The organism is Microlunatus ginsengisoli, from assembly GCF_039537205.1.
GTDB classification, from domain to species: Bacteria; Actinomycetota; Actinomycetes; order Propionibacteriales; family Propionibacteriaceae; genus Microlunatus; species Microlunatus ginsengisoli.
In genome coordinates this window covers 1-11,759 of sequence record NZ_BAABAB010000046.1, presented here as the reverse complement: position 1 = coordinate 11,759, position 11,759 = coordinate 1, and the positions used below count along the sequence as shown (strand labels likewise).

At 67.6% G+C, this 11,759-nt stretch carries 12 protein-coding genes and 1 pseudogene; 10 read left to right on the top strand and 3 right to left on the bottom strand.

The window, feature by feature from the left end; all coding sequences use genetic code 11:
• Positions 1-169 precede the first annotated feature (169 nt).
• The 6 genes from ABD747_RS22605 to ABD747_RS22580 all read left to right on the top strand — a co-directional run bounded on the left by ABD747_RS22605 (position 170) and on the right by ABD747_RS22580 (position 6,071).
• Complete coding sequence (locus ABD747_RS22605; protein WP_344808914.1) at positions 170-1,258, top strand: ABC transporter substrate-binding protein; 1,089 nt, start codon at positions 170-172, stop codon at positions 1,256-1,258.
• A gap of 1 nt (position 1,259) precedes the next feature.
• Complete coding sequence (locus ABD747_RS22600) at positions 1,260-2,129, top strand: ABC transporter permease (RefSeq protein ID WP_344808912.1); 870 nt, start codon at positions 1,260-1,262, stop codon at positions 2,127-2,129.
• Positions 2,105-2,854 (top strand): ABC transporter ATP-binding protein, encoded by a 750-nt coding sequence (locus ABD747_RS22595; RefSeq protein ID WP_344808910.1) that lies wholly within the window; start codon positions 2,105-2,107, stop codon positions 2,852-2,854. Before ABD747_RS22600 ends, ABD747_RS22595 begins: the two co-directional genes overlap by 25 nt.
• A 28-nt stretch (positions 2,855-2,882) precedes the next feature.
• Positions 2,883-4,253 carry an LLM class flavin-dependent oxidoreductase gene (locus ABD747_RS22590; protein ID WP_344808908.1) on the top strand — a complete coding sequence of 457 codons (1,371 nt, stop codon included), beginning with the start codon at positions 2,883-2,885 and terminating at the stop codon, positions 4,251-4,253.
• Positions 4,254-4,508: 255 nt separating this feature from the next.
• Positions 4,509-5,057, top strand: coding sequence for a flavin reductase family protein (locus ABD747_RS22585; RefSeq protein WP_344808906.1), 549 nt, complete (start codon positions 4,509-4,511; stop codon positions 5,055-5,057).
• A gap of 495 nt (positions 5,058-5,552) precedes the next feature.
• A complete protein-coding gene (locus tag ABD747_RS22580; protein ID WP_344808904.1) occupies positions 5,553-6,071 on the top strand; it encodes an NADPH-dependent FMN reductase in 519 nt (172 codons plus the stop codon).
• 1,132 nt (positions 6,072-7,203) lie between these two features.
• Here the strand turns inward: ABD747_RS22580 and ABD747_RS22575 are convergent.
• Together ABD747_RS22575 and ABD747_RS22570 are read right to left on the bottom strand one after the other, a co-directional pair.
• Positions 7,204-8,085, bottom strand: coding sequence for an alpha/beta fold hydrolase (locus tag ABD747_RS22575; protein ID WP_344808902.1), 882 nt, complete (start codon positions 8,083-8,085; stop codon positions 7,204-7,206).
• Complete coding sequence (locus tag ABD747_RS22570) at positions 8,082-8,336, bottom strand: hypothetical protein (protein WP_344808900.1); 255 nt, start codon at positions 8,334-8,336, stop codon at positions 8,082-8,084. Before ABD747_RS22570 ends, ABD747_RS22575 begins: the two co-directional genes overlap by 4 nt.
• Before the next feature lie 263 nt (positions 8,337-8,599).
• Here ABD747_RS22570 and ABD747_RS22565 point away from each other — a divergent pair, with 263 nt between their 5' ends.
• The 4 genes from ABD747_RS22565 to ABD747_RS22550 all read left to right on the top strand — a co-directional run bounded on the left by ABD747_RS22565 (position 8,600) and on the right by ABD747_RS22550 (position 11,294).
• Positions 8,600-8,920: a hypothetical protein gene (locus tag ABD747_RS22565; protein ID WP_344808898.1), complete on the top strand. Its 321-nt coding sequence runs from the start codon at positions 8,600-8,602 to the stop codon at positions 8,918-8,920.
• A 405-nt stretch (positions 8,921-9,325) separates the two neighbouring features.
• Positions 9,326-9,544 (top strand): COG4315 family predicted lipoprotein, encoded by a 219-nt coding sequence (locus tag ABD747_RS22560; RefSeq protein ID WP_344808896.1) that lies wholly within the window; start codon positions 9,326-9,328, stop codon positions 9,542-9,544.
• A 145-nt stretch (positions 9,545-9,689) separates the two neighbouring features.
• Positions 9,690-10,334 carry a DUF1918 domain-containing protein gene (locus tag ABD747_RS22555; RefSeq protein ID WP_344808894.1) on the top strand — a complete coding sequence of 215 codons (645 nt, stop codon included), beginning with the start codon at positions 9,690-9,692 and terminating at the stop codon, positions 10,332-10,334.
• Positions 10,335-10,751: 417 nt separating this feature from the next.
• Entirely contained in the window at positions 10,752-11,294 is a 543-nt protein-coding gene (locus tag ABD747_RS22550) for a hypothetical protein (protein WP_344808892.1), read from the top strand.
• A 174-nt stretch (positions 11,295-11,468) separates the two neighbouring features.
• On the opposite strand, the pseudogene ABD747_RS22545 reads toward ABD747_RS22550, so the two are convergent.
• Positions 11,469-11,684 (bottom strand): annotated as a pseudogene (locus ABD747_RS22545) (IS3 family transposase); the annotation flags it as partial.
• Positions 11,685-11,759: the final 75 nt, after the last annotated feature.

Sequence of the window (11,759 nt, the reverse complement as noted above, 5' to 3'; positions counted from 1 at the left end):
ACCTGGCCACCACTGGGGACCAGAACTGGCCACCAGTGGGGACTTTTTCATGGCCACGGACAGCCTCCTTCCTCATCTACCCTGCATCCTCTGCGTGAGGTGCGCGTTCGTCGGGATCGTGTCTCCGTTTCGTGGCGTGAACGGTCCCGACAGCTAGGAAACAACAACCATGTCCGATCTTTTCCAGACCTCTTCTCCTCTCGCGACCGGGCTGTCGCGACGCAGCCTTTTGTCTCTGATCGGGGGCGTCGCGGCTGTCGGGGTCGCTGGCTGCGCCGTCGCCAGCGGTTCGGCGCCCGGCGGTTTGAAGGCCAGCGACCCGATTCCCACCGCCGTGCCGGAAGGTGCATCGCTGTCGATCGCGTCGTCACAGCAGGCCCAGGAGTTGGCCATGAAGTATTCGGGGCTCCTCGACGCCCTGCCGTTCACGGTCTCGTCCTGGCCCAACATCGGGCCGGGCCCTGACGTGATCAATGCCTTCCGCGCCAGGTCGCTCGACGTGGCGAACAACGCGGGCATCCCACCGATCCAGGCATACTTCCAAGATCAAGGCGCCCGGATCGTCGCAGTGAACCTGACTCGCAGGCCGATCTATGTCTTTGCCACCAAGCCGCAGAGCGACATCAACACCGTCGACGACTTCAGGGGCAAGAAGCTTGCCTTCTCCCAGGGCCAGGCACAGGGAGTGGTGCTGCTACGCGCGCTGAAAGGGGCAGGAATCGACTACAGCAACAAGGAGGTGGACCTGATCCCGCTGACCAGCAACCAGTTCCTGCCTGCTCTGCAGTCGGGCCAGGTCGACATCGCCCCGCTCGGGATCAGCCAGGTCCCCAGCTACCTGCAGCAGTACGGCGGCGACGGCGCGAAGACGATCAAGACTGACGTGATCGACAGGTTGGACATTCTCTGGTCGCCCGAGGACGTGTTGGCGCAGCCGGAGAAGGCCGCCGCGATCCGTGCCTACATCCCGATCTGGGCGAAGAGCAAGGTCTGGGTCTACGAACATCCCGACGAGTGGATCCAGAAGTACTACGTCGACAGCCAAAAGCTCACCGCGGAGCAGGGTCGCAGCATCGTCGAGCTGACCAGCAAGCCGCTGTTCCCGCCGAGCTGGGACGAGGCGCTGCAGTGGGAACAGGAGACCATCGACCTTCTCGCCGAGGGCGGGTTCGTCAAGTCGTTCAAGGCGGACCTGCTCTTCGACCGCCGCTTCGAGGGGCTCGCCGCCGAGGCCGTCCCTCAGACCTACCGGAGCTGACATGGCGCAGACCTCGACCCTGTTGGTATCAAGCAGCGCCCCGCTGGCCTCCGCCGGGCCGACGCAGGCTCCGCGGGCTGTCCGACGAAACAGACAACGGCGACTGAGCGTCAAGAAGACGCTGTCCGGCTCGCGGCTGTTGGGGCCGGCCGTGGTCGTCGGCTTCTGGGCACTTGCCTCGGCGACCGGACACCTCGACCCACGGACCCTGCCGGCACCCTGGACGGTCGCCCAGACCGGCTGGGATCTGTGGACCGAGGGATCGTTGCGCCAGGACACCCTGACCTCGTTGGCGCGGGCAGGAAAGGGGCTCCTGCTGGGCCTCGTGATCGGCACCTCGCTCGCCTTGCTGGCCGGGCTCAGCCGGGCCGGCGACGCGTTGATCGACGGGACCGTCCAGGTCAACCGGTCGATCCCCACACTCGGGCTGATCCCGCTGTTCATCGTCTGGCTCGGCATCGGCGAGGGTTTCAAGGTCGCGATCATCGCGATCATTGTCTACATCCCGATCTATCTGAACCTCCATGCGGCTCTGAGAGGTATCGATCTGAGGTTCGTCGAACTCGCCGAGGTCAGCGGGCTGAACCGGTGGCAGTTCATCCGGCACGTGGTGCTGCCCGGTGCGCTGCCGGGGTTCTTCGTCGGGCTGCGGATGGCGGTCACCTATTCCTGGCTTGGCCTGGTGGTGCTCGAACAGATCAACGCGGTCAACGGACTGGGTTACATGATGTTCCAGGCAACGAACTACGGACAGACCGCGGTGATCGTCGTCGGGCTTGCGGTCTACGGCATGTTCGGCTTCATCTCCGACCTCCTGGTCCGGCTCGTGGAGAGGAGGGCCCTGTCGTGGCGGCGAACCATCAGCAACTGAACGCTCCGGCCGTCCGCGTCTCCGGCCTGACCCGCTCGTTCGGCACCCGGACCGTTCTGGACGATCTCGACCTCGACATCGCGCCCGGCCAGTTCGTCGCGCTGCTGGGAAAGAGCGGATCGGGGAAGAGCACGCTGCTGCGCGCCCTGGCTGCGCTGGACCACGACGTCACCGGCGTCGGTGAGATCCAGCGACCGGAGCGGGTGTCGGTAGTGTTCCAAGACTCCCGCCTGTTGCCGTGGAAGCGGGTCCTGCCCAACGTGATTCTCGGTGTCGGCCGCAGGGCTGACGCCAAGTCCAGGGCGCGTGCCGCGCTCGCCGAGGTCGGCCTGGCCGGTCGGGAACGGGCGTGGCCGACGGAACTGTCCGGCGGCGAAGCCCAACGGGCCGCCCTCGCGCGCTCGCTCGTCCGTGAGCCGGAACTGCTGCTGGCGGACGAACCGTTCGGCGCCCTCGACGCACTCACCCGGATCAAGATGCACGTCTTGTTGAGGGAACTGTGTGAACGACATCAGCCCGCGGTCTTGTTGGTGACCCACGACGTGGACGAGGCGATCGTGTTGGCCGACCGCATTCTCGTCTTGCAGGACGGACAGATCGGCGTCGACCTGACCGTCGACCTTCCCCACCCCCGCAGCTACGGCGATCACCAACTCGCCGCGTACCGCTCGCTGCTGCTGGACGCCCTCGGCGTCAGTACGGAACCCGAGCGGCTCGCCTCCTGACCTCTTTCGTCGAAAGGACTCATTCCACATGTCACGACAGCTCCATCTCAACGCCTTCCTGATGAGCTCCGGTCATCACGAAGCCGCCTGGCGGCTGCCCGAGAGCGACCCGTATGCCGACATCGACATCGACCACTGGCGCCGGATCGCACGGATCGCCGAGGAGGGCAAGTTCGACTCCCTGTTCCTCGCGGACGGGCTCGTTGTCTGGAAGGGCATCGAGCATCGGCCCGGCGGCCAGCTGGAACCGACCATCCTGCTGGCCGTACTCGCCACCGCAACCGATCACATCGGTCTCATCGCCACCGCGTCCACCACCTACAACGAGCCATACAATCTGGCGCGACGATTCGCCTCGCTCGACCACGCCAGCGGCGGACGGGCGGGCTGGAACATCGTCACCACCGCCGGCGCCGACGCGGCACGCAACTTCGGGCTGGAAGACCGTCCCGATCACCTCGACCGCTATCGCCGGGCCGCCGAGTTCGTCGACATCTCCCGCCGGCTCTGGGACAGCTGGGACGACGACGCTCGCGACGCTGACAAGGCGGCCGGCCGCTACATCGATCCGGCCAATGTCCACGACGTGCACCACAGCGGCACCTACTACCGGGTGGCGGGGGCCCTGAACGTGCCACGTCCCCCGCAGGGTCATCCGCTGCTGGTTCAGGCCGGGTCGTCGGAGGATGGCAAAGACTTCGCCGCCCGGTACGCCGACGCGGTGTTCACCGCACATCAGACCCTGGCCGATGCGCAACACTTCTACGCGGATCTCAAGGCTCGCGCCGCCGACGCCGGCCGCGACCCCGGGTCTGTGATCATCCTGCCCGGAATCGTCCCGATCCTGGGCGCCACGGAGGCCGAGGCACAGGCGAAAGCCCAGCAGCTGGAGGATCTGATCAACCCCGTGGTTGGCCTGCAGCAACTGGCCAGCGTGTTGGAGATCCCGCAGGAGCGCTTGGAGCTAAACGAACAGCTCCCCGACGACATCCCGGACAGCGACACGATCGACGGAGCGCAGAGCCGTTCCAAGCTCATCGTGCAGCTCGCCCGACGCGAGCAGCTCACCGTCCGGGAACCGATCGGCCGGCTCGGCGGCGGCCGCGGACACTTCACCTTCATCGGAACCTATCAACAGGCCGCCGATGTCATCCAGGACTGGTTCGAGAACGGCGCGGCCGACGGCTTCAACGTGATGGGTGCGGCACTGCCCTCCGGGCTCCGCGAGTTCGTCGACCACGTCACCCCGATCCTCCAAGACCGGGGCCTGTTCCGGCGCGAGTACACCGGACGAACCCTGCGAGAACATTACGGCCTGCCCCGACCGCTCAACCTGTACCAGCAAGGCCATGTCGTGGCCGAGAGCTCGACGGCCGGAGCAGCGCAGCTCGCAAGTTGAGCAGCGCACGTCGTCCCACGCGGCCGGCCCATCCGACTCTCGCGAGCCACACCACGCGAGTCCGACCTCGTCCGCAGCTGAGCCGAACACAAGCGGCTCGCCGAGTCTCCGCACGTGGAGGGAATACCGGCACCGACCCGCCGACATCGTGGCCGGTAGGACGAAGTCGGTCGCCGCCGACGGCATCCAACCGACCTGAGCATTCAGGTCGATGACAGGCAGCAAGAACCCGGCAGTCTCGACAGGGGAAACGATATGACCACCGCGATAGGCGAGCAGAACGCTAAAACGCCAACCCTCGACCGGCTCACGCCGGAGGAGTTCAAGTCGGTATTCCGCAAGCATCCGGCCGGCGTCACCGTCATCACGTTGCGTGACCAGGATCGGATGGTCGGTTTCACCGCGACCTCGGTCATCTCGGTGTCCGCCGACCCGCCGCTGCTCGCGTTCTCCGTCGCCGGCCAGTCGAGCTCATGGCCACCACTGTCGAAGGCTGCAACGATCGTGGTCAACTTCCTGACCGCCGCCCAGGCCAACCTGTCTGCTCGATTCGCGACCAGCGGCATCGACCGTTTCGCCCGCGGCGGGTGGTCCCTGCTGGACACCGGCGAACCCTTCCTCCAGGGAAGTGGGAACTGGGTGCGCGGTCGCATCGTGCAACGCACCCCGGTCGGCTCGAGCTTCCTGGTCTGCGTGGAAGCCCTGAGCTCCTCCGTCTGCGACACCGAACAGGCCACCGATCAAGACGCACTGGTCTATGCCGATCGGATCTACCACAAGCTCAGCACCCGCAGCGCGCTGTAATGACCTGCCGGACAGTCACCGTCCTGCGGCACACCACGCACGCAGCCAGCCGCGATGGCACGACCGGTGCCGACTACTCCGAGATCCCGACGCCACCCATTCGCGGCCGCCGACGACAGCCAAGAGGCGGGCAACCGGACGAGCGGCCTGCTGGCCCCCAGCCCCCGCGGCGCGGTGGCGTGGCCGAGAGCGAGGACCCGACCGGCCCGCTCCGGTCAACGCGACAGCCCAACGGGGCGGATTGGACGACGACACGAATGTCCCTCCTCCACATCGCCAGTTCCCCGGCACGCGCGATCAACGCAATGTTCATTCGAAGGAAACTCGGACTGGCCCGCCTCTGCAGCACCCTGCTTCCCCCCTGAACCGCGCGGCCGCACCGACCAGAACCCGCCGCGCCGTCCGCGGCTCGTCCGCGGCGCGTCAGAGACCATCCGCGACACCCATCCACCGAATCGGCATCCCATGCCGAGCTTGAAACCAGAGGATCCGCTGATGAGCACCGCCGTTGTCGTGGGGAATCCGAGGCCCCGGTCCAGGACCTATCAGGCGGCGCATCTGGTCATCGAGAAGCTGACCGGACATGCACCGGACCTGGCAGTCGATCTTGCCGACTTCGGCGCACGGCTGTTGGACTGGAAGGACCCGGCGGTCGCGCAGGCCGTCGGCGACGTGTCGTCGGCAGAACTCGTGGTGGTGGCCAGCCCGACCTACAAGTCCACGTACACCGGATTGTTGAAGGTGTTCCTGGACCTGTTCGCAGCCGGGTCGCTGGCCAACGTCACAACGATCCCGCTGATGCTCGGTGGCGACTGGCGGCACAGCCTGGCACCGGAAGCCTTCCTCAAACCCGTTCTGGCCGAGCTCGGCGCCAGCAGTCCCACGCGCGGCCTCTTCCTCCTCGACTCCGACGCCGCGACTGGCTGGGCCCGCTCGGAGGTGCTCAACGGGTGGCTGGCCACCGCGCGGACGCAGCTGCCCGGACGGCTCGTCGACGCCCATGGTGGGGCGTGAGCCTGGCAGCGTGTGCTGGCGCCGGCTCAGCCGGGCTGTGCGGTCGGCGCGCTGCGATACGGGTGAAACAGCACCCCCGGCAGCCCGCGAAATCTGCAAACCCGACCGCGATCCGCGCCGGACCGCGGTGCGGAGTGGGTGCACGGCTTCGCGCAAGGCAGTTCTCGAAGCTGCCGTAGCGGCGGGTGTGGAGAGCATCGATCATGGCTCGGATCGATCCCCGCCGGCCCTGCCAGGGATGCACGGCGAAACCTTGCTGGCCTCGTCCCGGCAAGGTTGACCGACCCGAGGCGAAACGGTCCGGATGCCGGCGTCGCACATCGCGCTCGGGCCGGCTGAGCGGCAGTCCGCCGCATGGGTAGCGGTGTGCAAAACGTCATGGGCAGCCGCCGACGGCCCGTACGTCGCAACTGGCGGAGGCAGCGGGTCGAGGTGATCGACACCAACCCGCGCACCTTCGAGCCGCGTGCCGCCGCCTTCGCCGCCGCGGTGCCGGATGGCGGGGCCGTGACGCTGGTGTCGCGCACCGCGTCCGGCGGTGTCGTGTCGCAGCTGACCGGACGGTCAGGCTGGGCGACTCTGGCGCGGTCGCGCTGGCGCAGGCCATCGGTGCGAACCGGTCCAGCTCGCCGGCCGTCAACCCGACGCCTCTTTGCCGAGCGACACGCAGGATGACGACGCCGCGCCGGGGGAGGGTCTGGTCGTCGACCGGCACGGTCTGCTGCGGCCGCGCGCCCACGTGGTGGGGCTGGTGCGAGCGGGACCCAGAAGCACCAACGGCGCACGCGGTGCAGGCCGGTGCCAACCCGGCCGAAGTGGCCCGGCTGCTGGCCGAGTCGCTGCGGCCCCGGGCAGTGGGAGGTGGTGTGCCTGGTTTCCGCCGCGATCCTGATGGCGAGGCTGCGGGGACACGGGTCATCGTGGCCGATGCTGGCCGCGCGCGCCCTGGACGGCGTGTTCCCCGACCCACCACGGTCCGCGAAGCAGATCACGGTGCTCCAGCCGTGAACACCGAAGGGGACGGCTCGCGCTGATCGGGCTTCCGGCAGCCGGCAAACCCGCCGTCCCTGGGCGGCGGTGCGGCGACGAGAACCAGCAGCTGATGATCTTGGGTGGGTTCAGGGTACGAGGCTCAGTTCGACACATGTCGGGCGATCAGGTCGGCCAGCGCTGGTGCGTTGTCCTCCTGCAGGAAGTGCCGGCCGGGGAGCCGGTGGATGGTCGGCAGGTCGGCAGCGCGGCGGGCCTGCTCGCCGCGGGTCGCCACCGGCAGTGCCGGGTCGGCTTCGCCCCAGATGATCTGGACCCGCAGGCCGCTGTCGCGCAGGACGCGCCGGTACAGCTGGTCTTTGGCCTGGGTCAGCTCGAAGGACCGCATGATCTGCAGGAATGCGCGGCCCTGGTCGGTTCCGCGCAGCAGCAGCAGGTAGGCGTCCAGCTCAGCGTCGGTGATCTTGCTGCGGTCGGCGATGCCCTGCCAGCGCATCAGTCGTCGGAAGATGGCCGGGGTGACGGCGCGGAGGTAGATCTCGCCCAGACCGGGCACGGCGAACGGTTTCATGACCAGCGGCCGGCGGAACGAGCCGACCGCGACCGGCGCGTTGAGGATGGTCAGCGACGCGACGCGGTCGGATCGCCGGGCGGCGAGTTCGAAGGCGACCGGTGCGCCGATGTCATGCCCGACGAGATGGAACCGATCCAGGTCGAGCGCGTCGACGACGGCGGCCGCGTAGCGGCCGAGACCGGTCCAGCTGTAGTCGAAGTCGCGGGGTCGGTCGGCCAGGCCGAGCCCGGGGAGGTCGAAAGCGATGCCTCGCAGGCCGCGGGCGGCCAGCTCGTCGAGCACCTTGCGGTACAGGAAGGACGAGGCCGGTACCCCGTGCACGCAGACCACCGGCTCGCCGTCACCGCGGTCCAGCAGGAACGTCTCCACACCCTGCACCGCGATCCGACGACCGGTCCGCTGATGCGCGGCCACGACCGCCCCAGCCGCCGCCGACTGTCCCGCGTTCACGGTCGGCCGTTCACGATGCGGAATACCGGCCCCGACGCCGTCCAGGCGCCAGCGCTGACAGTGTCGGGGCTGAGGGTGTCGTGATCGACCGAGCCCAGCACGTTCACGGGGTGGTGAACACCGACACCCGCACGGCGGACCGGAGCGCGATCGACGCTTACTAGGGCGCCATGGGACAAGGCCCCCACCGGATCGGCAACCGAGACGTCGAGTCGACGACTCGCTGCCGGCTGCTCGATCAACGCCGTCACGTAACACCTCCACCGGCTGCGGACTCGAAGACGACAACACAGCACTACCGGACAGAGTCGGCGAACCCCGCAGGCGTTTCGCCATCGAGGAGCACCCCACGGACGACAATATCCCCGCCGTGGCCGCGCGCCAGGCCATGATGACCACCCGACGATCGCTCCATCACATCGTCGCGTGCATGCTGTCCGGGGCCGCGGGTCGAAGCCGGCTCGGGAGTGGCGGACGCGCCGTCCAGGGCGGTCGGTAGACCGAGGTGGCCAGCATGCGGCGCTACGAGATCCTGCTGCCGGAGGAGTTCAACGATGGCCGGCTGGTCGCCGACCGGTGCCCCCGCTGCCTGCCGGAGTCGTTGACCGAAGCCGCGGACGTCTTCGGCGCCTTCACCTTCCGGCCCGAGTCGGCACTCGGTACGTGGACCGCGCCCAACCAGCACCGGTACCGGGACCGGCTCTCCGTGCTATCCGTCGACGTCGACGACAGCCCCGCACACGCCGAGTGGATCCGGCACTTCAAGTCGCACCTGCTGCAACGCTTCCAGCAGCTCGAGATCTACATCACCAGCTATCCCGTCGAGGTCGTGTAGCTCATGGACCGCATACGGAGCGCCGAAGGTCCGCGGCCAGCGATCCGCGCGGCCCGGACCCGCCTGCGAGCACCCGGTGTCGCCATCGCGGCCCTGCTGCTGGCGGCCTGCGGCAGCCACGCCGGCCCAGGCCCAGTCGGACCACAACGCCCTGTCTCACCGCCGGCCCCCTCCACCGGACCCGTTCCGACGGCAGCTCGATCCTCGTCAGCGCCGACGCCGGGAGCCTCACCGGCCTCCGCGGGACGTCCGCGGGCAGCTGAGCCCGGCACCGCGATCGTCGTCGCCGAAAGCCAGTTCGGCTCGATCCTGTACGACGGCTCCGGCCAGGCGATCTACCTCTTCGACGCGGAGCGGAACAGTCGTCCGGCATGCTACGGCGCGTGTGCGAGAGCCTGGCCGCCCGTGCTCACCAAGGGGAATCCGCACGGCGGAAAACCGCTGCGCCGCGGGCTTCTCGGGACGACCCGGCGCAGCGATGGCGCTACCCAGGTGACCTACGCGGGGCACCCGTTGTACTTCTACGCGCACGAGGGAAAGCGCCAGGTCCTGTGCCACAACGTCGACGAATTCGGCGGCACATGGCTGGCCGTCCAGCCGAACGGCGCGCCCGCGCCGCACTAGGACCACATCCGGCCGGCGGGCCGCCTTGCCGAAGGCTCGGCCTGCCAAGACCAGGAGTGGCTGCCTGTGGCCGCACCGAAGACCTGGGCCGCCGCCGACCGGGTCGCACGACGCGAGGCGTGGGCCCGCCGCACACCAGAGGTTCGTGCAGCGACCCGACTACCGGATCACCTGTCTCTTCGTCGACCTGCGCTACCGGCGGCAGGGCTTCGCCGCGATCGGCGTCCGCGGAGCGCTGGCTCTCATCGCGCATGCTGGCAACGGTCTGGTCGAGGCGTACCCGCGCGACCTGCCGCCAGACAAGGAGATCTCGTCGTCTTTCCTGTACAGCGCGACCCGAACAATGTACGAACGGATCGGACTCCACTACCAACGCCCCAAGGGTGCGGGCAACTGCGTGATGACCACGATTGTGGCCGGCGCCAGATCCCGGCCACGAACTCCTAGGACGGGACCTCCGGATCATCTGGCCGAATCCAGCCAGGCGCCCCAGAGGCACCGAGCGAAACTACCCGTCGGCACCCTTCCTGCCAACGGCTCGGTGGTCCAGACTGGAGGGGGAGTCCTGCTTGAAGGAGGAGCCGTGCGAGCTTCGGTTGGTGATCGTCTTCATTTCCAGTCCAACTCCGTCGGGACGCCTGAGCACAGCGCACTCGTCATCGAAACGCGGGGTGAGGCCGGTGCTCCGCCGTACTACGTCCGCTACGACGACGGTCGCGAGACCGTCGTATATCCAGGGCCGGACTGTCGAATCGAGCACTCTGGGGTGCCCGATCAAGGCGATCGCTAGGGCAAGTCCAAGAACGTTGGGGGTAATGCAGGCGACCACCGCTGAGGTGATTCTCTCGAGGAGGTCTCGGGCAGGGCCAGTTTGGACAGAAGCGCCCTAACCCGGCGCCGGCTGCGGAACGATCCACTGCAGCTTCGATGGACTCGGTGGTCCGTGGCCACCTCGCCTCCCGGTCCGGTAGCCACCAACTTCACTGTCGCGAGAGAACACAGGGGTAGTCGTGTTCTCGCACTCGCTTCGCGCGTGAGTATGGGAGTCTTCACGACGAGCGTGCGGTGCCGTTACCCCACATTGTTTGTCGTTAGGCACCCCGTGGATACGCGCCTGGGCCACAGAGCGGCCCGCTGATCGACGACCTGGCGGTGGTAGGGCCGCGATCGAGTCGCTTCGACGAGTGTGATGGAGGAGGATCGGCGGGTGACGTCGCGATGGCGGATGGTGGTGGCCTTGGCGGTGGTTGCGCTGGTTGCTGCGGGCTGTTCGGTTCCCCGAGACGGTTGGGTCGGGATCGGACGGGTGGCGGATGGCCGACTGTGGGTGTATCTGCGGACCTGTCACCATCTGCTGGACGGCGCCAGCCTGTACTGGCCCGACGACCCTAATGGCGCCAACTCCAACAACGAGTTGTTCACCGACTGGTCCATCACCGCACCCGTTCGTGGGTTGAAGGTGGCGTGGCCGCTGCTGGGGCCAGTTGTCAACGGTGTCGTTCCAACCACGCCCTTGGAGTCGGTGCCTGCGAAGCCCAAGAACATGGCCATCTACGGCTGGACCGAGGACAGCAGCTTCTCCGCCGACGGACCGTACGAGTTCGATGCCGATGACCTGGACGCGTTGAAGCCCGGCCAAGTCTTGATAGCCAACGATCTCGGACCCAGCGACACCAGCGACATGCCGCCGAACAAAGTGGTGACCCTGGCGCAGTTCAACGCGCTCGACTGCGCCCAATTCGACAATTGAAGGCACGCGATCACACAGTGGCCCGGTGATGCCCCAGGTCCGGATGTCGGCGTGTGCGAACTCGATGCGATCGCGCAGCCCCCGGGTACGAGAGCTGTTGATCATGAGCGCACAGATCCCGCGGAGCAGGGAGTGCGACTGCCCCGTTTTGACCGGGCAGGGTTGATGGCTTGGTCAGGCTACCTGAGGCGTGATCTGTTGATCTTGGCTGGTGGTGCTCGTTCCTTCGTATTCGTTGGGTGTCTGGTAGTCGAGGGTGGAGTGGAGCCGGGCGCCGTTGTGCCAGGCGATGTAGTCGACCACGGCCCGTCGGGCCATGGCCTGGGTCGGCCAGGACTGCTGATCGATGCACTCACCCTTCAGCGAGGCGAAGAACGACTCGGCGACGGCGTTGTCCCAACATTATCCGGCTAATCGGGCGGGTTGGAAGGTGTTGGCCGGTTAACGGGGTCAGCTGCTATGTGG